The sequence below is a fragment of the Leptolyngbya sp. KIOST-1 genome, from assembly GCF_000763385.1.
In the GTDB taxonomy this organism is placed as follows: domain Bacteria; phylum Cyanobacteriota; class Cyanobacteriia; order Phormidesmidales; family Phormidesmidaceae; genus Nodosilinea.
Genome location: NZ_JQFA01000002.1, coordinates 3,758,928 through 3,778,499 on the forward strand (window position 1 = coordinate 3,758,928; position 19,572 = coordinate 3,778,499).

The following is a 19,572-nucleotide window of genomic DNA, read 5'->3' on the forward strand; positions in this document are numbered from 1 at the left end:
CACAGCAACCCTGTCAAGACTTTTCTGCGCCACTAAAGCAAGTCCCCTGTCAACGACCTGCTTTATCGCAGGAGAAAATGGCAACATCATTAAATCAAGCTGGAATTCATGGGTTCTGAGTTCAGGCTGAACTACAATTGGGGCCAATGCTTTTTCAATCCAGACCTAACGAGTCCGTAGGGTTTTAGAGCTAGGAGGTCAGGTTCAACGCTGGCGTTGACCGCAGATCTAAAACCCGTGGATCTCAGCCCCAGTTCCGCCACCATTTGATGGATTGCAAGCTCATTCCCGAAGCACCGATTACCTACAATAAAGTGGGATTGACCTATGCTGAATCAGCCTCAGTCTGAACCCCAGATTTTGCATGATCTTCCTGCTGAATTTGAGGTCGTCAAGCCCTTACTTAGGGAAAACCTGATTCCATATATCCAGATTTCTGAGATAGAAGTTGACGAAAGTCACCCTGACTATCCCTTGAGCCGTTGGCACAGCAAGATCGGTGGCGACCCCTATTTCCCTAGCCATGAGGCTTATCCCACTAGCTCTGTCAATGGGGCTCCGATGCCCCTATTGGCCCAGATAAATTGCGCTGACGTACCTCCTATTGCCGGTTTTGACTTCCCGACTAAAGGTATGCTTCAGTTTTATGTGGGTGGTCTTCAATTTTATGAGGCCGTCCCCAACAAGGACTTTCAGGTGGTTTATTTCCCAGAGATTCTTGAGGATGAAGAACTGTTGGTGACAGACTTCAGCTTTATTGACTTGGCGGAAACCTTCAGAAGATCCTATGACTACATCTTTGAGCTGAAGTTTTCTGAGCGCCGTGATCTCTTCTGGTATCTCCAATCATCTAATTATCTATACAGCCATGAAGATGTTCCCAGGGATCTCTGTGAGAAGCTCGATAGATGGATAACCGACTATTACTACGAAACCCAGCCCGATGGAAGAGAATTAGATCAGCTAGGGAGTAAGCTGGGTGGATACCCTGACATCCACGGCACTATTGAGGAGGAGGTTGTGGATGTGGCCGAGGGCAGGCTTTTGCTTGAGTTTAGTGGATTTCAGGGGTATGACGACTACCTATTCTTTTATATTAAAGACGACGATTTAAGAGCTTGCGATTTTAGCAACGTTGAATTTTTTCAGTGCAGTGACTAGGGGGCATCTCAGTACAGGGGCAAAAATCGACGGCATCCGCCTGTCATTTTTGGCCCAAGTCCATTAGTTGGGCCACGGTCACATCTTGGTTTTCGGCCAGTACCAGTAATAGTGTGGCTATAGTGTGGCTGCTGTACCGGCAGTCTTGGTGATCGATGGGGTCTCGGCTGAGCCCGAGGGTACTCTACGGAAAGACACCTCTCGGGAGTGTTTCTGAGTTAGGCAGGGATCAAAAGATCCAACGTATTTCCATAGCAAGGAGCGCATTCCATGCAGCATCCCCCTTCCAAAGCGAACAACACCAGCATGATGGCCCTGACCCACATTTTGGGTCTATTGACAGGATTCATTGGCCCCCTGATCATTTACCTCACCACTCAAGAACCCGAGGTGAAGCGCCACGCTAGACTCGCCTTGAACTGGCAAATTAGCTGGATGATCTATTTCCTGGTCTCTTTGCTTTTAGTCTTTGTTTTGATTGGGATACTTTTACTCCCCATCGTAATCGTGCTGGATCTGGTCTTTTGTATCATGGCGGCGGTGAAGGCGAGCGATGGCGTTGCCTGGCAATATCCCCTGACTATTTCCTTAATTAAGGAATAGTTTGGTGGTTCTGTTTTGCAAGAGGCGAAGGCAACCCACCGTTTGCCCCGATGGGATACTTGGTGGGATCACCCTGCCGGGTATGCTGTGGCGTTTGGCTACCCCTTTACGGTTAGAATGGCGCTACCTGGAGTGTGCTGCTGTGGTGCTCGGCCCGTATGAGAACTCTAAGCCTATTCGAGAATGACCGCCTCTCCCTCGATCGCAGCATTGAGCTATCGGCGGAGTCGCTGCGCCACTATGGGTCTTTGTACCGGCATTGGGCGATCGCCTTCTCCGGTGGTAAAGATTCTTCAGCCACCGTTACATTAGTTGCCGATCTGCTCGACAGGGGCTTGGTGCCTCGGCCTGAGAGTGTCACGGTGCTCTACGCCGATACCCGCCAGGAGCTGCCGCCGCTGCACAATGCGGCCCTGGCGCTGCTAGCCAAGCTGCGCGAAAAGGGCTTCGATACCCGCGTTGTGCTGCCCAAGCTCGACCATCGCTACTTTGTCTACATGCTGGGGCGGGGGGTGCCGCCGCCCTCCAATACCTTCCGCTGGTGTACGCCCAAGCTCAAGGTGATGGCCATGGAGCGGGAGCTAGAAACCCTGCGCCAAGAGCGGGGCGAGAAGTTTCTCATGCTCACAGGGGTGCGCATTGGCGAATCGGCGGCGCGGGACCAGCGGATTGCCCTGAGCTGTAGCCGCGATGGCGGCGAGTGCGGCCAGGGCTGGTTTCAGCAGACTACCTCTAGCGCGGTGGCCGATACCCTAGCGCCGCTGCTGCACTGGCGGGTCTGCCATGTGTGGGATTGGCTGGTGCAGGCGGATGTGGAGCTTGGGACTTAGATCAGCCGTCGCCAGAACGTCTAATAACTTTTGATCGCGTTCAGCAATTAGGTCTTGGGACATTTCAATTTGCTGGCGGCGCAGTTCTTTTTGGCCCTGAGCCTGAACTTTTTTCAGCAGGGGCTGAATCAGCAGTAGGGGTAGTTCGGCGGCGGCGCAGGCGCGGAGTTGGTCACGAATGTCGTTAGCAGATTGTTGCAGGGCGGCAAGTTTGGCCTCTAGCTGGGGGCGATCGCTGGCAATGTCTCCCCCTCGGGCTTTAAAGTTGGCTTCAGCAGTTTGAAGGACTGCGGTAGCCTGCTCAACCTGGGTTTTGAGGTGTTCAAGCTGAGTTGCGGCTGACTCCCGGGCGGTTTTTTGCTCGGCTAGGCGGTGCTCAATGCGTTCTAGGTCGTGAAGTTCTTGGGTATTGGCGAGGGCTTTTTGTTTGCGCTGGGTGAGTAAGTCCAGATCCAGGGCCAGCCGATCGGCCAGTTCTAGGCCCAGCATGGCGCGAATCGCCTCCACCACTGGGGTCGGGGGAATGGCTTGCTCAGCCAGTTCTTTGATTTGTTCGCCATCAAATAGGAAAAGGCTGGAAATGCCCAGGGGCAAGACGGTCTCAATCCATTCATCCCAGGTTTGCACCAGCACATCGTCGGCCCAGTCATCGACGGTGACATCCAGGGTGTCTTTGCCGCCCTTGGGCTGGCGGCTCCAGGTGCGCTGCACCCGAATGGTTTTGGGGACGCCATTGAGAATGTACTCAAAGGCCAGTTCAACGCCAGCAATTGCATCATCAGGGGCCGCATAGTGAACGCACTGGCTAAGGAAATCGCTGTAGCTAAGGCCGCGTCGGGTGGAGCACTGGGATCGCGCCCCGTACAGCGCCAGCCGCAGCGCATCGAGCAGGGTGGTCTTGCCGCCCCCATTCATGCCGCCAATAAGGATGATGGGGCAACCCTCTGTACCGGGACTCAGATCTAGCACCTGCCGTCCTCGATAGGGGCCAAAGTTTTGTAGAACCAGCTCCAGCAGAATCATGAGCCTTGCAGATACTCTCTTACTTGACTCAGGAAATCTTCAGCATAGGAAAGACATTCTCTAGCATCATCTATAGATGAATCAACCAGATCGGCGTAATCAGCTTCTAACCGCTGTTCAAAGGCAAAATGCAGACCCGCTGACATCTGCTTGCTGAAGACACCAGTTTTTACAAACTCGCGATCAAAGAGAGCAATTGCTCCTTTGTGCTTTGATGTACCCAGTTGGCGAGTTACTAGCAGTGCTAAAACAGCATAAAACATGGAATAGTAAAAGCGATTTATGGAATCAGCATAAAAGTTTTGCTCAAACAGCAGCTCACCTGCTTCTAAAGCTTTTTGTGCTTGCTGTAGTCGTGCCTGTACTAAAGCAGAAATATCTTCTTCTGAATAATTCAAGCTGCAATACCTTCTTTGAGGATATTACTAACTAGAGGGCTCGCTGAATAAAGCCTACTATTAAACTGCTGGCGTGAGTATTTCACAGTAGTAATAATGACATCGTGGCAAAAGCCTACGTCCCAGGCAATATAGCTAATTTCTTTCCAGACTTTTCGGTCTAGCTCCTCAACTACAACACAGATATCCAAATCTGACTCGGGTTGCCCGTCTCCTCTCGCCCGTGAGCCAAAGGCCCAAATACTCGCTTGGGGAAATTGCTCTCGAATTTTATCAGCAAACTCTATCAAGATGCTTTGATCGTGGTTTGACATCATGGCCGGTTGCAAAGTTCCAGGATCAACGGCACCTTCATTTTATCCTAGCCGTAGTCGGCCTCGGGCTCGGCGGCTCTGGGACTGGCTGCAAACCGGATGGCTCCCCAGTCGGTGAGGGCTTTGACCTGCTCGACATCGCCCTCGGCGGCGGCGGTTTTGAGGTCGTGGCGGTGGTAGGCCTGGGCGATCGCCTCGTCGCGCGATCGCGAGCTGCTGTCAAAGCATTTTTCGATGGCTTCAAAGATGCCGACCCGGCGGCCCATGGTGGCGTACTGCCGCTCGGTGTCGAGCAGTTTGGCCACTGGCTCGGCCCCTATTCCCTGGGCAAGTACTTCACCAACGCTTTCATGACCTCATCGGGGCCAAACTGGAGGGGGCGATCGGCGTTGGGGGCGCTGAGGAAGTCTGTCCACTCAAAGATTTCGGCAAAACCATGCTGGTGGAGGGCAACGACAATGGAACTTACAGCCCGCTTGCTGCCAATGACAAGGATTTTGACAGGTTCGCGATCGGGGTGAGGGTAGCTGTGGAGCTTGAGGGTGAGTTCGAGGTGAACTGGCCCAGAAGATTCAGGGTTGAGGATGCGGGCACTGTAGCGGGCAGTGGGGCTAGAGGACATAGCAAGCTCCTGCTTTGGCGTCAAAATGGATGCCAAGATTGTAGCGTCAGTTTTGACTACGTCAACCCTTTAGATGCTGGAGAGATTATCATCCTCTGAAAAGATAGGGGCATGGGAAAAGCAGGAGCCGCCCTCAAGCAGGTGCTTGAGACTTACAACATCAGCCAGTACAGCCTTGCCGCCGTGCTGGATGTCGAGCGCAACAATGTCTACCGATGGGCAAACGAGAAACGTGACCCATCGGCAGAAACCGTTGTTGAAATTGTCAGAGCACTAAAATCTATGAACCCCGAAGCCGCTGAGTTTTTTGTCAAGTTTTATCTAGGCAACGAAATCTAATACGCTGTATTCCCTGGAAGGCTTGGCAGCATCTGCTCTATTTTCTGGCTCACCAATTAATTCAAGGGTAGTCCGGCCTTATGCTTGAAAATCTATGCTGAAATTATTTTTTTCAAAACTTCTATCCTTCTTTTCATCGCCGAGTCGTTCCTCATTTTTTCCAACGGGCCACTGTACCTATTTATCTCCTTAATAAGTTCCTGGGCAGCAGGCATCGATATCTTATGGATCATCAAATTCAAGAGTTTCCTAAACTTTTCCTGACATAGAGGAAGCTGAAGTCTGCTTGAAATCTCAAGTTCGTTGAAAGACAGAACGGCAATGAGTGCTTGCTCAGGACTAAAGTTGTCAAACAAGTCGATGTATATAGGCTCTGCATTCCATGCAACACCGTTCCCGTTCGTGAGGAAAACCTCAACTAGACATAGAACGTATTCATTGTTGATCGCCGACGGAACTTTGCCTTCATTGCCCACTAATCGTTGTAACTGCCTTGCGAAAGGAGGCTCATTATAAAAGTTGTTAACCGCTCGGTGAGCAAGCAGGAGATTCTCTATTGCGGCTTGTATTTCAGCTGTTCTTATATTGTCAGGGATGTAAGAAAGGCCGGATACGGTTTCTAAAAACTCTCTAGAGAGCTTTTGCTTGTCTTGATCATTATTAAAAACAAATCTAGCATATTTAACGCCAAATCTTTGACGTGTATGTTCGTCAAGACGGCTCCAGAGATCAGACACCAAAAACCGAATATTTTGTCGTGTTTGAGTAGTTGTGTCTTCCTTTGTATATATCCCAAAGAATCCTTCGGCTAGGGTTACTACTCTCTCCATTGGGAGATCCGCAAAGAATATAAGAATTTGTTTGGCCTCTGATTCTGATATTTTGTTATTTTTGATATTTGACAACAGTTTTTTGATTTCTCCAACCACTGTTGACAATGGAAGAGTTATCACTTCCAAAATGCAAGTCTCAAGCATTCCAATCAGTTGTAAGCCTGTAATTTCGTTTTGATTGGGATGTGCGGCGCTTGCCCAATTACGCATATATCTAACATAATCAAGATGCCTAAAGCCCAAGTCAGAAACTAGTCCTATCTCTTGAGCCCCTTTTATAAGCTCACTGTCATCTATTTTGAGTAAGTCTTCCTCTGTGTTGAGTTTTTTGCGACGATCTGAACTGCTACCAACCGCAGCATCAAAAAAATACTCAAGATCATACTGTGCAACCCTTCTTCTCAACTCATATATGGTTTCATCCCAAAGATAATTTAATGCAGCGTCAAATAAGCCTGCTGCAGAAGCGGCAATAAATTTGGATATATAAATGGATCTTTGGCGTTGATCAGCTTCGATCCTCTCAACAACATCTTCGACATTTCGAAACACTCTTAGCCGCTCGGGAACTCCAACCAAAACTTGCTCTGTTGGGAGTCCATAACGCCCTATGAATCCTAGAAGATTATTTTCAAATGCCGATATTTGAGATGAATAGTCTGAGCTAGGAACAAGATTGCTTGAGTCATCTGCACTTTTGGAATTACTCATGAGTTTCCCATTTAATTTATTCTTAATTACTAGGCCGATATTCTTTAAGTTATTTTAGTATGCAGAATTTATGTTCTTATCGTATCATCCATTTTTCTCTGTGCCATCTTAAGCTCTTCAGGCTAGGTGGAAACTGTCCATTTCTTGGCAAAAATATCTCTTTCCCTCTGAATTCTTGTATTTCTTGACTCTTCTCCAAAGTCTCTTCTGTAAACCTATCCCACGGAATTAAAATTCGGTAATCATCGTCTACTCCAAACCAGCCGTGGTCAAAGGCCCAGTGGTGGTTCTTGCAGAGCGCTAGCCCATTCACAAAGCGATCATCCCGAAACTCCGCAAACGGCTGAATGTGTGCCCCATCCACCATATTCACCCCATCCCACCCCACCACCCGCACCTTGCAAAACGCACACCGCTGGTCATACAGCTTCACCACATTCCGCCGAAACGCCGCATTGCGAACAAAAATCCTGTCCTCATCCCGCAGATCCTCCACATTGTAGGTTGCCCCGCCCGAGTCAAACAGCGATCGCTGCACCGCTTCAAACTCGTCATACTTAAACGCTTTCGCAATCTCACCCCCCCGATCCGGAAACCACGCCTGAATCAAAATCGTAGTCAGCTCCGTGCGGCTCTGGGGGTTTTGCAGCAGCGCAAACAGTTCCCCATCCAGGTAGGCATACTTCACCGCCGATCGCAGCACAGGCAGCGTGCGAAACTTCACCCTGGCTGCGATCGCCGCCTCAAAGCCAGGGTTCGGCATCAGGTGCCAAAACCTATCCCCCGTCAGGTGAAAAAACGGCAGAGCAATATTCGAGTGGTGGTCGCTATCGACAAACTGGTGCCAAAACTTGAGAAAATTTGCCGTCAGCTCCGGCGACAGGTAGATCTCATTGCGGTTAATCAGCCCCTTCTCGCACAGATCCAGCACCGTCAGTAGCAAGATCGGCTTGTGGGGAGCTGTTCCCCGAGCCTTGTCTACTCTGAGCTTGGCAAATCTCTTGGCGTAAAATAAAAAGTCTTTCTCCATAGGTTTGAGGCAAATTCCCCCTCCACCTATAGAAACTTAGACAAATCAAAATCTTTGTCAGCCTGCTGGGTTTGTTTTCTCAGCTTTAGAATTAGAAGAACCTGGTCTGAGTAGTCTACGCTGCCGCTCAACTCAGAAGCCAAAATCTCTAGGCCACCATTCACATATTGCTCAAAAATTTCAACTCGTATGTAGTCATGCACCTCATCATCATGCAGAATTTCTGGGTCTTGAGTGTGGGCCAAGGCGATCAAATTAATAATCTCAGCGTTGCGAATTTGCTCTTGAAGAACGGCATCCGGATCTTTTCTAGAATAGGTGCCCAGCGGTACTCGCCGAGAGCTATAGAAACCTAGCGCAGCAGCAAAGGTCACAATGTCTGCATAGGTACGAAAAGGCCCGATCGCACCATCGCTGGAGCGCAAATTTCGTACCAGCTCTGCCTTGTCTTCTGCAATGTGAACCCTTGCCAGCGCCATTTGTATTGATCAACTAAATTTTTCTAATTTGCGAGAGCCAGTAATCATATCACTCCCATCCCTCAACGCCCTCACCAGTTCCAACCTATCCTTCGCAATCCGAATCCTACTCTCTGCCATACTCTAGCCTATCGAAATGGTTTAGTTTAGGTGAGCTTGAGCAAACTTCTCTGGGGTCAAACATTTAAATGTCTTACTGTTTTCTACCATTGAGGCAATTAGCTTATGATTTGATGACACAAAGCACTCTGCCTTTCCTTGCTTTGCAGTTAAGTAAACCCCAATATCTTCCCGTGGTATTTGCAAAGCCTCTGCTTCAGGGATTTCTTGCGTATCCAACAAAACATAAACAAGATTGAAGTTTTGCCAAACCCTAGCCATTAGTTTGCCCGCCCAGTCTTTGCCCTTTAAACGTTTGCCCACCCTAAGAATCTGCTCCACCAGTTCCTTAGAGATCACCACCTCAGGAGCATTTGCATTTTTCTCCTCAAACCCTAAGAACTCCAGAATCTTCCCCTCAGGGCAACTGGGGTCAGCCGCGCCAACAATATAAACGTTAGTATCCAAAAAAATGCGACCATATTTTTCTATGGAATCTGGCATAGCCTAATCATTAACGTGTTGTTCATGCCACATTTCTCGCTTTACTTCCTGCACAAGTTCAACAACTTGATCCTTCGAGTTATAGCCGCTTGCCGTTAAAGCCTCATTCAGCTCACGCTGAATTTGTGAAACTGGGCTAAGAAAGTATTGTGACGAGAACATTTCTCCTAGCGCCTCAGACCTTGAGGCATCTTCAAGGGAAACAATCGATTCTCGATCGCCAGATATGACTCGAATAGTTTTTGTTTGCCTACTTTTTTGCTTCAAGTAGCGCAAAAAATCAAGCACTTCTCCCAGAATGGGATCTGGTGTTTGTTCTAGTTCTTGCAGTATTAACTCTCTGTTGGTCATTGCGGTACCCTCCGAATAAATAATCATGGATTAGAACATCTCGAAAACCGGCAATTTGCCTCTAGGGAATATCAGGATTAGAGTTTCGCAATTCTTCTGACAGTCGTTTAACGGCCTCTCCCATAACCTCAAAGTTGCGAATAACGGCATCCTGTATCATACGATTTCTCATAAAGGCTTCCCTGTCATCGGATATATAAAGCTCAATTTGATTAATGCATTCCAAAATATTGCTTAGGTATAGCGCATCTCCCCTCACAGTGGTACCGCCTCCGCCATAACCTGATCTCTAATTCGCTCATGGAGTGTTCGAGGAGTAGCAACGTCTACAGGGTGCCCTAAAAGGTCTTCCAAATCCTGTATTAAAGCAATACGATCAATTAAGCTATGCCCTTGCTCCATATCTACAAGCAAGTCAACATCACTGCTAGCAGAGTCACTTCCCCGTGCCACAGAGCCAAATACTCGAATATTAGACGCACCATATTTAGTGGCGATCGCGATCACCCGATCTCGATTCGACCTTAGAGATTGCATTAAGTTGCCCATGACTACCTCTCAAATACTCCCTCAGCCCTGGCGATGCACCTCCACAATTTCGGTGAACTCAAACTCATCAGGGCTTTGCCGAATCAGCGGGTAGGTTTCGCTGCCCAGGCGCATCGTCGTAGCGCCCTGCAGATCATCCCTGGGAGAATTGTAGACCAGCACATATTCTCGTCCAATGCGGGGCAGCATTTCTTCTTCCACCTCGCCGCGCCACTGGGTCGGGCTAGCCATTACGATTAGCTGATCCGCCAGCCCTGGCAGCAGCTTAGACACCTGCCGCCGATAGATCTCATCCAGGCTACCAAAGGGCGAATCCATTACCAGCGGGAACGTGCTGCTGTCTGGCCCCATCACCAGCTTATTTTCGCTCCACTGGCGAATGCGCTCCACCACGCTGCCGATGAACGACAGGCTGAGAATCTGGTTTTCGCCAGTCGAAGCGCCTACCAGTACCTCCTGGTTGCCCACCCGCTCCACCAGGTTTAGCTCATACTTCTCGCTGATGCGGGGAATGTAGGCCTTGAACGAAATGTCGCTGTAAAGGGCGCTGAGGGTGTCTTGCAGCTCCTGGCGAAACAGAATATCTTGATTTTGCTTCAGTTCCTTGAGGCGATCGATCGCATCCTGGGCCGCTTCAATGCGCTTTACCGCCAGCTGCTGCTTGCTCTGGTTTTGCTTGCGATCGCGCATCTGTTTCCGCAGCTGGCTAGTCTCGGTAGCCAGCAGGGCAATGCGCTCTTGGTTGCGGCCCTTTTCTAAAATCAGGCGCTCACAGGTGCCATCGACCTCATCAATGCGCTCCTGGAGCTGGCGAATGTCTTCGCGGGGGCTGGTGCGCAGCTGGTCGCGCAGATCTTCCAGGTCAATTTCGATCTGCGAGAGCTTTTGCTTGCAGTGGTTGATGGTGGCCTGCTCCTGATCGACCTCGCGCCAAAAGTCCTCCTGCTGGTCTTCCTGCTGGTTCACCCACCCCTCCAGGCGATAGACCGTCGATTGCACATCCGCCAGCCCGGTCTTTTGCAGCCAGGCCTCCACCGCCTCGCGGTGGGGGGTGCCGGGGTGCAGCTCCATGCCGCAGATACAGCGCTGCATTTCCAGCAGCTCCTGCACAAATTTGGGCTTCACATCGGCGGGGAGCTGGCCCTTCTCTTCCTTGTCTCGCACGATCGCCCGAAAGGTCTCGATCACCGAGGGCAAAAATACCGTATAACCCCGGTTCGAGATCGCCTGCTTGAGCACCTTTTTGGCGTCCTGGAGGCGATCGCGCAGTTCCCGCTCCTGCTCCGTGAGCTGATCCATCCGCCGCTGCAGCGACTCAAACTCCCCCGACTCCCGCAGGCGCAGGCTGTACTCCTGCTTCAGGGTGGCCTGGTGGGCCAGCTCCTGATCGATCTCGGTCTGGCGGGTTTCCAGGGCGTCGTGGGTGGCTTCTTTTTCCCGGCGCTGGGCCAGCAGGCTTTTGGTTTCGGCGTCGCCAATGCCCGACAGCTCATCTTCCAGGGTTTTGCGGGCGGCGTTGAGGTGCTTGATCGCATTGTCGAGCACCTTTACCCCCAGCAGCTTTTGGGTGGCCTCGGCGATCTCGGCTCGGTTGTCGGTGCGCACCAGCTGCTCAATCCGCTCCCCATCGAAGAAAAAGTACTGGTGCAGGCTCTTGGGCAGCATCCGCCCCACCACATCGTCGGGGTTTTTCGAGGCGGGCAGGGTAGACCAGCGGCCATCGTCGCCCACAAACTGCATCGCTACCTCGCTGGCCGACTGGGTGACGTCATCCCCCCGCCGGGTGGCCTGGCACGATCGCCGCACCCGGTACTGCTTACCGTCGTGGTCAAAGGCCACCTCCACCCAGCAATCGACCCGCTCCTGCTCTGCCGCCTCCGCCAGCGCCCGCCGGTTCACCAGCTGGTCGGGCGAGGCCAGCGCGGCGGTGAAGCGTTCGTACAGCGCCCAGGTAAAGGCGTTGAGCAGGGCGGTTTTACCCGAGCCATTGTTGCCGTGGATGACGGTGATGTTGCGATCGGCGGTCTTGGCGAAGCTCAGCCCGTGCTCGCCATGAAACGGGCGAAAATTGTAGAGTTTCAGGCTCAACAGCTTCATTGCACCGCTTCCTTCACAATCCGCAAAATGTCGGCATTGACCAGACCGCGATCGTTGCGATCGAGCCGGTCTTTCTCGATTTCGAGCACCTGCTGAATAATCTGCCGCACCTCGGGGGAAGCGGTGTCGATGGGCCGATGCACGTCCTTAGCGGTCAGTTTACTCATTGGGTTCCGTCTTCCCTGATCTGGAGCTGCTCTGTAACCCAGTCGCTATCTGCCGGGGCTAAGGGCGGCACTGGCGGCTGGCTGTAGTCAATGGCCATAGCGTATCGCCCTTTGTCGTAGACGTACTGTAGCAGGGGCTGTAGGGCCAGCATGGGTTCTGGTTCCTGGACGATTAGCGGTATCGGTATCGGGGGAATCGGCTGCTGGAGGTTGAATCGGTATAGGTCGGCCAGGGGACGGCGATCGCCCCGCGATACCAAAATTCGGTAGTGGCTGGACTGCTCGCCCGACATCGGCAGGGGTTGCCCGCCCCGCAGGAGGTCAATTTCCACCAGGTGTGAGGCACTGGCTAAAGCCTGGTTGCGTTTCCGCAGGTAGGCTATCCTCCCCTCCCCAGGGCGCTTATTTTTAGGCGACAGTAGCTCAAGCACGGTAACCACGGTTCCCGTCGCCGCCTCGCGAATTTCGAGGTAGCGCTCCGTCACTTCCTCCGCCATCGGCACTTTGACCTGTTCAGGCTGCACGGTCGGCGCTGGGGTGGCGGTGGCCGTAGGGGCCTGAGTCCGTTGATGGGTCACCACGGCGACGTCTGGAATGCCGACTAAAACCGAGTCCTCATCGCTGAAAAAGTAGGTGCGCTTTTCAATCTCAACCCGGTACTTCTCACTGAGATGCTCCACCAGGTCGTCGGCGATCGCCACAATCAACCGGCTGTGGATAGATGACCACAGCTCAGGATTTTCAAGGTAGGGGTTCATGCCTGGAAAGGGCGATCGCATAGGTCATCCTGGCCGCTCAGACGATGCTTCTAAAGCCAAATATGGGTATCAAGCAGCAGGTTTACTGTAAAACTTCCCACTCGCTTTCAGCCAGGGCTGGAGACACAATATCTCCCTGAATTTGCCCTGTCTCTTTCATGCAACCAAACGTTCGGCGTTGAGCTGTGGGCTCGTTCGCTTGAGCAGGCTGCACCTGAGTTAGTTCATCCTTTAAAGATTGCAACAACAACTCAATCAAGTTGATGCGTTCCTGAATGGAAGCCTGTTGCATCGTTTGTAAAATCTCAGATTGAATCATTGTGCTCACTCCATCGTTAACAACGCCCCAGCCGCCTTACCCCATTGTAGGGTTCCCCTTCACAGCCCGGCTTCACATATCCAAGAGGCCGTAGCGCTTTTGCAGGTCGAGGAGCTGCACTCTGGCCTCCCCCGCATTGTCGGCTAGGTGCGCGAACTCCACAAAGCGCCGTAGCTCCTTTTTTAGCAGCCCCCGCTCCACCGCCAGCGACTCGCCCTCCAGGGCCGGGGGCACGACGATCATGTCAAAAAGGGTCGCCCGATCTTTGCCGGGGGCACGCCGCAGCACCCGGCCCCGCCGCTGCACAAACTGGCGCGGGTTGCCGCTGCTGGCCATGATCACCGCCGTCTGAGTAGCGGGGATATCAACCCCTTCATCCAGGCAGCGGATGGCGACTAGCCCCTGGAGTTCTCCGGTTTCAAACTGCCGCCGCAGGTCTTCCCGTTCCTCCAGGGATGTATCGGCAGTGTAGGTGTTGACCCGGTAGCCCAGCTCTTTGCCCAGCAGCACCGTGACCGCTTCAACGTAGCGGTAGTTCTCCTGAGATACCTCGTCCTCCACGCTGCCGTCGCCGCAGTAAAACAGCGTGTGGGAGGTGTCGAGACGATCGCCCATCAGCGATCGCAGCGCCTGCAATTTATTGGCCGCATTACCCACCAGCCGCGATCGCTGGTTGAGCAGTCCCTTGAGTTTCTCCTCCAGCTCACTGTCGCCCATGGAGGCTAGCTGGCCAATTTTCTGGGTGAGCGCAGCGTAGCGCTGGGCCTCCTCCTCCGTCAGCTCGACCAACACAGGGTAGTAGCGGTAGTGGACAAGGGCACCCTGGGCGATCGCATCGGCCAGGGTAAACTCCGGCTCCAATACCGGCCCAAAGTAGTTGAAAATGCCCTCGGTGCCCGCTTCGTCAAAGTAGCGCTCCGGCGTTGCTGACAGCGCCAGCCGCAGCCCCACCGTACGGGGCAAGCTCTGCTCTAGCCGTTTAGCCCCCAGGTTGTGGGCTTCGTCCCCAACAATTAACGTCTTTTCGGGAAAATAGGGCAACTGCGACTGCAACCCATCACCCATCAGCGTGGCATTGGTCGTGAGCACAGTTACAAAGGGCTGATAGCCCGATCGCACGCTGTAGAGCTGGCTCGACAGTCGATCTTGCCACTGCCTGACGTTCTCGTAGGCCAAAATGGGCTCTAGGCCAAACTTGCGGCACTCCCTCGTCCACTGGGTGACTAAATGGCGGTACGGACACACCACAATCAGTGCCTGCAGCTGAATTTTGTCGTAGAGTGCCGCTGCGATCGCCAGCGCCGTAATCGTCTTACCGCTGCCCGTCGCCATTTTCAGCGTGCCGCGCCCTTTATTGGCAAACCAGTTGGCGATCGCTTGCTGCTGGTAGGGGCGCAGAGTGATGCTCGGCGGTAGGTTGGGAACATCCCCTCTAGACATCTCTGTCGGTAAAGAATCATCTATTTTGTAATCACCTTGCCCACTGGCAACTCTGGGCTCTTGAGTGGGCGGTTGAGTTGGACAGAGCTTGAGCAGCGATCGCGCCACCGCCTGTGGAAACGCCATCACCTCCACATGCTTCGTCTGGTCATTCCACAAATCCTGAAAGTTTCTCGCTTTCTGCAACGCTCGCTGCCTCACCCCCGCATCCCAGGAGCAAAACACATCCAAACACTCAAAGTTGTCAATCAGCGCACTGGCACTCTCATTGGCCGACCCTGTAAAAGCCACCACATGGCCCTCACCATCGACAAAAAGGCCCAGCTTTTCGTGGTAAATCCCCCGCCGCCGCAGGGTTTTGGGGATCGCCAGCTTAATTTCTAAGAGTCCCCTACTGAGCAGCCACACCAACGCCGCCAGCCGGTCTTGCACCACCTGGGGCAGCTCCACCTCCAGCTCCCGCAGCAGCGCCGCCTCAACCACCTGCTCTCGGTTCTTCAGCCCCTGCTCGATGGCCCGCACATCTTCCTCCGACAGCTGCGGCGACGTGATCAGGCGCATCTGCCCGCCCGATCGCACAAACGCCGACAGCCCCTGGGCCACGCAGGCCATTGACGAGCTAGAGAAATAGCCCACCGCCCGGTTGTACACCGTCGCCTGCTCCAGACACGGGATGTAGAAATCCTGGACGATATCGCGATCGCTGCTCCGGTACTCGTCCTGAATCGTCAGATCCTTCAGACTCACGTAGGCTCCTTCAGGCAGGCACTGTCTGAAGTCTAGCCAAGCCAAATTCCCTGGTTAGGCGATCGCCGCCACTTGCGGAAATTTCTTTACACGGTGTTTTGTCCCACCAGCGCCGCCGCCCACTAGTTCCACCTCGGCTCACCCAGCTCCACTGTCCCAAAGCACCGCAAACTTTACCCCAAATTTACCCCAATCCGCCAGGCCAGCCCTTGGCCAACGATCCCAAAGCCAAGCGCAATCAAAGCCACCCATACCAGCCTCGAAGGCGTTCAAAGGCTAGATCTAGTCGGATTTTCCCAAGGCGACACCCGGATTCGAACCGGGGGTGGAGGTTTTGCAGACCTCTATAAACCACGGATTCGCAGTACTTTCAGCCGAGTGCCCCTACACTTTACCCCAATTTTACCCCAATGGCAGACTGGCCCCTACAGCCCCATGATAGTCTCCCTGTTGAGGCCCCTGTGGCCTCAGCAGGGGTATCTGGAATACGTTTGCTTGGTGACGATGGAAGCTCAGAGCTATCCCGATCTCTACCGGGATTATGTGAGCAGCGATCTGGCTGCATTCAGCTCGACCAGAAGGTGACGGCGGCAGCGCTGGGGGCAGGGGAACAGGGAGAGGCCGTAGCGGCACTGCTGCACCAGGGGCCGTATGCCCGGTTCCAACAAGATTTGCAGGGGGTGACCCTACCCACGATTGAGCAGTACGCCCGAGGGACGGTGGCTCAAGTGCAGGCGATTCAGGCGCTCCAGGTGGGGCAACCCTCCCAACGTATTAGCCGGGTTAGAGGTGTAGAGCGATAAGGGTTAATCTTGTCGTAGCATGACTCGCCCAACTTACTGCTGATGTATTGGCAGATCCAAACCGCAGATACACTTTTTGAACTTTTAACAACTCGGCTCTAAAGGGTTTGTTCTAGGAGGGCACCATGCTCTTTGAGCCATCGTTTGGCTTTATCCATAGTGGCAAGTTGAGAGCGAATAATGCCCCAAAATCGCGGAGTGTGATTGGGCTCCAGAAAATGTACCAACTCGTGTACGACTATGTAGTCAATAACGAACATAGGAGCTTTGATCAATCGCCAGTTAAAGGTGACGTTGTCATTGGGAGTGCAGGAGCCCCAGCGAAATTTGCTGTTGGTAATTTTGGCGTGATTGAACGTGACGCCAAGCCGTTTGGCATAGAGGTTGACGCGGGGCAAAATGACGGCTTTGGCCTGCTGAATGTACCACTGTTGAAAGACATTGCCTCGCTGCCTAGCTAGATGACTGGGCACTAATAAGCGATCGCCTTCGAGCTGAATATCACTGACGGTATCGACCAGCTCTAGACGGTGGGAGCGCCCCAAATAGAGGAGTGACTCACCATTGACTAGCTCCTTGCCGGGGGGATGGAGGGGGACTTGGTATTTTTGGGGATGGTTAATTTTTTCGTAGAGCCATTGACGGCGAGAGTTGACCAACTGGTTGATTTTTTCGGGGGAGGTGCCCACTGGGGCTCTAACCACTACCGAGCGATCGCGCTCTACGGTAATGGTAAGGGTTTTGCGTCGAGGGGAGTAGACAATGTCGTAGTCAAGCTGCATGATCGGCGGGGCACCCGGTGCTAAGCGTCGAAGGGTTACTCGGCGTAGAGAATACGGTCGTTATTCTTCTCGGCAATTTCCATAATCTTGGTAATTAGAGTGCTGCGCTTGGCAAACCGATCGGGCACCGCACTGAACTCTGGGGAAAGCAAGGTCACTTGCAGTTCGGTTTCTAGGCGCTTGCGTGCAGGAATGCTCTCCCAGAACCCGGCCAGCTGTAGCTCTCGCTCCACGATGATAATCACCTGCTGAGTCAACGATACTAATTGGGAGATGGTATCATCCCCCAGCTCAACCTCGCTAAAACATTCACGTTTGAACATGCGAAAGAAGGGCATTGAAGTGAACCCTTAGATTCGGACAGTAGATCAAGGGAATTAAGAGATCTACTCTTTTATATCATGCTTTTTCTTTTGTTGTTCATTCCATTTTTGTTCGTATTCTTCAGGTGTTAGATAACTTAGAGAGGAATGGATTCTTTTCTTCATATACACATCCTCCAAGAAGTGTTCGATCTGTTGATACGCCTCTGTAAAGTTTCGATATTCCGATAGATCAACTTCCTCCTCTTTTATGGTTCTCATTAATCGTTCGGCATAGCCGTTCTGCCAAGCTTGTCCGACTTCTGCCATGCTAATTTGGACTCCCTTCTCTTGAGCCTTCGGCTCAATCTGGTAGCCCTGCTGCCTCAGCGCGACGGCCAGTTCATTCTGAAGTGAACCCTTAGATTCGGACAGTAGATCAAGGGAATTAAGAGATCTACTCTTTTATATCATGCTTTTTCTTTTGTTGTTCATTCCATTTTTGTTCGTATTCTTCAGGTGTTAGATAACTTAGAGAGGAATGGATTCTTTTCTTCATATACACATCCTCCAAGAAGTGTTCGATCTGTTGATACGCCTCTGTAAAGTTTCGATATTCCGATAGATCAACTTCCTCCTCTTTTATGGTTCTCATTAATCGTTCGGCATAGCCGTTCTGCCAAGCTTGTCCGACTTCTGCCATGCTAATTTGGACTCCCTTCTCTTTCAGCAAGTTGATATAGTCATTAGCCGCGTATTGCACGCCTTGATCAGAATGATGAATCTCAGGAACACCTTTTTCTAAGCCTCGAGTCAAGGCTGCGATGGTGAGACTTTGGTCCATGCTTCGAGCCAACTGCCAACCACGGATGCTACGGGTGAAGACGTCCATCAAAACGGCAAGGTAGACAAATTCCTGTTGCAATCGGATGTAAGTGATATCGCCCACCCAGACCTGCTCAGGACGCTCGATCGCCAGATTCATCACTCGATTCGGGTAGCGTTGGAAGCCATGCTGACTGTTGGTGGTGCGTTTCCGCTTGACCGGTGGTTTGTCCGTCAGGCCTAACTCCCGCATTAATCGAGCGACTCGTTTGTGGTTCACCCCATGGCCTTGGCGGTTTAGCATCGCCGTGATGCGACGGTAGCCGTAGGTCGGATGCTGACCTACCAGTGTCAGAATCGAACCTTTCAAATCATCCTCATCGTTAGCAGATTGGGGATGGTAATAGACCTGACTGCGGGGATAGTCAAGTACCTGGCATACCGTGGTAATCGGATATGTCTCAATCAGTTGCATCACAACCTGCCGCTTTTGTCCAGATTCAAGGACTGCGAGGCTTTTTTTGCAATCTCTAATTTCATCGTCAATTGGCCCACCAATCGCTCCAGCTCGGCAATCCGTTGTTGGTCAGCCTCATGGCCTGAATCGGCCTCAAATATCGTGGTCGCGTGATCTAAAAATTCCTTTCGCCAGCGATTAAGCACGCTGGAATGGAGTTTGTGGCTTCGGCAAATCTCGGCTGACGTTTTCTCTCCCATTAGCATTTGCAACACCACTTTGGCCTTAAATTCAGCTGTGTACTGTCGTCGGTTTGCGCTCATAGTTGCCCCCTCCTGTGGAACAAGGATACTGCTCTTAGCCTTGTGTCCGAAAATCGGGGGTCACTTCACAGGCAGCGCTTAGCCGCATCCGGGGTCAGCTTCGCCAGCAGATGGTCTCGAATCAGAATAGCCTCGTCTAGAGACCGACTGGGGAACCGGCTGATGTGATTTTTCTGCTTGGTGAAGTCCTTGGCGTAGGTGCTGGGGCTGATCTGAGGTTTCTTGAACTGGGCGTACTTCTCCCAAATCTCATCCAGCCCTATCTCAGGGGCTGCGGGCGGATTGGGGGAAATGGGGGAAACCGTGGTTAGCGATCCAACGGTCTGGTACTTCTGTAGGCTCAGATCCACCTCTCTATAGTCGATATCTCGCTGAATCGCCCTGACGGTGTCGCCTACCCGCTGGCGGTTTAAGGGGGTGTCGTCAAAGCCCGTGGAAATGTAAAACCGCTTGCGCTGCACCTCCCCATCCACCTCAAAGGGGTAGGAAAAGACGATTTGCAGCCGTCCTTTAGTGTTTTTGAACTGAACTGAGCCTTTTTTGCCTTTGCTTCTTGGGGTGACCGAGTACATGGCAGCACCGGGGAATAAAGAGCATTCGTACTATCCCCTCTTCGGATACCGTGGCAATTGTCCGGAGATTCCCCCAAAAAATTCCCCCAATTTTCCCCCAATCCGTCCCCCAAACTCGCCTAAAGGTGTCCAAA

At 52.3% G+C, this 19,572-nt stretch carries 26 protein-coding genes and 1 pseudogene; 5 read left to right on the plus strand and 22 right to left on the minus strand.

Annotation, left to right across the window (positions count from 1 at the left end; translation table 11 throughout):
- Positions 1-327 precede the first annotated feature (327 nt).
- The 3 genes from NF78_RS16635 (at position 328) to NF78_RS16645 (ending at position 2,594) form a co-directional block, all read left to right on the plus strand.
- The gene (locus NF78_RS16635) at positions 328-1,161 is read left to right on the plus strand and encodes a DUF1963 domain-containing protein (RefSeq protein ID WP_035988073.1); all 834 of its coding nucleotides are present in this window, start codon (positions 328-330) and stop codon (positions 1,159-1,161) included.
- A gap of 270 nt (positions 1,162-1,431) precedes the next feature.
- Positions 1,432-1,764, plus strand: coding sequence for a DUF4870 domain-containing protein (locus NF78_RS16640; RefSeq protein ID WP_052050564.1), 333 nt, complete (start codon positions 1,432-1,434; stop codon positions 1,762-1,764).
- A 158-nt stretch (positions 1,765-1,922) separates the two neighbouring features.
- Positions 1,923-2,594 carry a phosphoadenosine phosphosulfate reductase family protein gene (locus NF78_RS16645; protein ID WP_225885322.1) on the plus strand — a complete coding sequence of 224 codons (672 nt, stop codon included), beginning with the start codon at positions 1,923-1,925 and terminating at the stop codon, positions 2,592-2,594.
- Here the strand turns inward: NF78_RS16645 and dndD are convergent.
- From dndD to NF78_RS16665, 5 genes are read right to left on the minus strand one after another with little or no spacing between them, the layout of a single operon-like run.
- Positions 2,517-3,617 (minus strand): DNA sulfur modification protein DndD, encoded by a 1,101-nt coding sequence (gene dndD, locus NF78_RS16650; RefSeq protein ID WP_225885323.1) that lies wholly within the window; start codon positions 3,615-3,617, stop codon positions 2,517-2,519. The two genes, NF78_RS16645 and dndD, sit on opposite strands and share 78 nt — an antisense overlap.
- Entirely contained in the window at positions 3,614-4,015 is a 402-nt protein-coding gene (locus tag NF78_RS16655; RefSeq protein ID WP_052050565.1) for a HEPN domain-containing protein, read from the minus strand. Before NF78_RS16655 ends, dndD begins: the two co-directional genes overlap by 4 nt.
- Positions 4,012-4,332 (minus strand): nucleotidyltransferase domain-containing protein, encoded by a 321-nt coding sequence (locus NF78_RS16660; RefSeq protein ID WP_035988075.1) that lies wholly within the window; start codon positions 4,330-4,332, stop codon positions 4,012-4,014. Before NF78_RS16660 ends, NF78_RS16655 begins: the two co-directional genes overlap by 4 nt.
- Before the next feature lie 44 nt (positions 4,333-4,376).
- Positions 4,377-4,634, minus strand: a complete 258-nt coding sequence (locus tag NF78_RS28375; RefSeq protein WP_052050566.1) for a hypothetical protein — start codon at positions 4,632-4,634, stop codon at positions 4,377-4,379.
- 11 nt (positions 4,635-4,645) lie between these two features.
- The gene (locus tag NF78_RS16665; protein ID WP_035988077.1) at positions 4,646-4,951 is read right to left on the minus strand and encodes a hypothetical protein; all 306 of its coding nucleotides are present in this window, start codon (positions 4,949-4,951) and stop codon (positions 4,646-4,648) included.
- A 111-nt stretch (positions 4,952-5,062) separates the two neighbouring features.
- Between NF78_RS16665 and NF78_RS16670 the strand changes: the two genes are divergently transcribed.
- Positions 5,063-5,290, plus strand: a complete 228-nt coding sequence (locus tag NF78_RS16670; protein WP_035988079.1) for a helix-turn-helix domain-containing protein — start codon at positions 5,063-5,065, stop codon at positions 5,288-5,290.
- A 92-nt stretch (positions 5,291-5,382) separates the two neighbouring features.
- Here NF78_RS16670 and NF78_RS16675 read toward each other — a convergent pair whose 3' ends face one another.
- The 12 genes from NF78_RS16675 to NF78_RS16715 all read right to left on the minus strand — a co-directional run bounded on the left by NF78_RS16675 (position 5,383) and on the right by NF78_RS16715 (position 15,374).
- Positions 5,383-6,834, minus strand: coding sequence for a hypothetical protein (locus NF78_RS16675; RefSeq protein WP_052050567.1), 1,452 nt, complete (start codon positions 6,832-6,834; stop codon positions 5,383-5,385).
- A 76-nt stretch (positions 6,835-6,910) separates the two neighbouring features.
- The gene (locus NF78_RS16680) at positions 6,911-7,864 is read right to left on the minus strand and encodes an HNH endonuclease (protein ID WP_035988083.1); all 954 of its coding nucleotides are present in this window, start codon (positions 7,862-7,864) and stop codon (positions 6,911-6,913) included.
- Positions 7,865-7,890: 26 nt separating this feature from the next.
- Positions 7,891-8,343 carry a DNA phosphorothioation-associated protein 4 gene (locus tag NF78_RS16685; RefSeq protein ID WP_035988086.1) on the minus strand — a complete coding sequence of 151 codons (453 nt, stop codon included), beginning with the start codon at positions 8,341-8,343 and terminating at the stop codon, positions 7,891-7,893.
- A 141-nt stretch (positions 8,344-8,484) separates the two neighbouring features.
- The gene (locus NF78_RS16690; protein WP_035988088.1) at positions 8,485-8,946 is read right to left on the minus strand and encodes a hypothetical protein; all 462 of its coding nucleotides are present in this window, start codon (positions 8,944-8,946) and stop codon (positions 8,485-8,487) included.
- 3 nt (positions 8,947-8,949) lie between these two features.
- Positions 8,950-9,297, minus strand: coding sequence for a DUF2281 domain-containing protein (locus tag NF78_RS16695; RefSeq protein ID WP_156119798.1), 348 nt, complete (start codon positions 9,295-9,297; stop codon positions 8,950-8,952).
- 61 nt (positions 9,298-9,358) lie between these two features.
- A complete protein-coding gene (locus tag NF78_RS33540; RefSeq protein ID WP_072016098.1) occupies positions 9,359-9,556 on the minus strand; it encodes a HepT-like ribonuclease domain-containing protein in 198 nt (65 codons plus the stop codon).
- Positions 9,553-9,846, minus strand: a complete 294-nt coding sequence (locus tag NF78_RS29620) for a nucleotidyltransferase family protein (protein WP_072016099.1) — start codon at positions 9,844-9,846, stop codon at positions 9,553-9,555. Before NF78_RS29620 ends, NF78_RS33540 begins: the two co-directional genes overlap by 4 nt.
- A gap of 21 nt (positions 9,847-9,867) precedes the next feature.
- A complete protein-coding gene (locus NF78_RS16700; RefSeq protein ID WP_035988093.1) occupies positions 9,868-11,943 on the minus strand; it encodes an AAA family ATPase in 2,076 nt (691 codons plus the stop codon).
- Positions 11,940-12,110 (minus strand): hypothetical protein, encoded by a 171-nt coding sequence (locus NF78_RS31875; RefSeq protein WP_197064859.1) that lies wholly within the window; start codon positions 12,108-12,110, stop codon positions 11,940-11,942. The genes NF78_RS16700 and NF78_RS31875 overlap by 4 nt, the downstream gene beginning before the upstream one ends.
- On the minus strand, positions 12,107-12,889 hold the full coding sequence (locus tag NF78_RS16705) for a DUF4058 family protein (protein ID WP_035988095.1): 783 nt from the start codon (positions 12,887-12,889) through the stop codon (positions 12,107-12,109). Before NF78_RS16705 ends, NF78_RS31875 begins: the two co-directional genes overlap by 4 nt.
- A gap of 61 nt (positions 12,890-12,950) precedes the next feature.
- The gene (locus NF78_RS16710; protein ID WP_035988096.1) at positions 12,951-13,187 is read right to left on the minus strand and encodes a hypothetical protein; all 237 of its coding nucleotides are present in this window, start codon (positions 13,185-13,187) and stop codon (positions 12,951-12,953) included.
- 72 nt (positions 13,188-13,259) lie between these two features.
- Positions 13,260-15,374, minus strand: a complete 2,115-nt coding sequence (locus tag NF78_RS16715; protein WP_081972664.1) for a DNA phosphorothioation system restriction enzyme — start codon at positions 15,372-15,374, stop codon at positions 13,260-13,262.
- A 581-nt stretch (positions 15,375-15,955) separates the two neighbouring features.
- On the opposite strand from NF78_RS16715, the gene NF78_RS16720 reads away from it, so the two are divergent.
- Complete coding sequence (locus NF78_RS16720) at positions 15,956-16,177, plus strand: hypothetical protein (protein WP_035988098.1); 222 nt, start codon at positions 15,956-15,958, stop codon at positions 16,175-16,177.
- A gap of 98 nt (positions 16,178-16,275) precedes the next feature.
- Here the strand turns inward: NF78_RS16720 and NF78_RS16725 are convergent, their stop codons facing one another.
- The 5 genes and pseudogenes from NF78_RS16725 to NF78_RS16750 form a co-directional block, all read right to left on the minus strand.
- Complete coding sequence (locus NF78_RS16725) at positions 16,276-16,959, minus strand: M48 family metallopeptidase (RefSeq protein WP_035988100.1); 684 nt, start codon at positions 16,957-16,959, stop codon at positions 16,276-16,278.
- 35 nt (positions 16,960-16,994) lie between these two features.
- Positions 16,995-17,282, minus strand: coding sequence for a hypothetical protein (locus NF78_RS16730; protein WP_156119800.1), 288 nt, complete (start codon positions 17,280-17,282; stop codon positions 16,995-16,997).
- Positions 17,283-17,345: 63 nt separating this feature from the next.
- Positions 17,346-17,615 (minus strand): annotated as a pseudogene (locus tag NF78_RS16735) (integrase core domain-containing protein); the annotation flags it as partial.
- A 103-nt stretch (positions 17,616-17,718) separates the two neighbouring features.
- Positions 17,719-18,866 (minus strand): IS3 family transposase gene (locus tag NF78_RS16740; protein ID WP_156119801.1). Its coding sequence is split into 2 segments (ribosomal slippage): positions 17,719-18,611 and positions 18,611-18,866, totalling 1,149 coding nucleotides; the frame shifts between segments, so codons are not numbered across the junction.
- 65 nt (positions 18,867-18,931) lie between these two features.
- Entirely contained in the window at positions 18,932-19,438 is a 507-nt protein-coding gene (locus NF78_RS16750; RefSeq protein ID WP_035990053.1) for a hypothetical protein, read from the minus strand.
- Between the last annotated feature and the right edge of the window lie 134 nt (positions 19,439-19,572).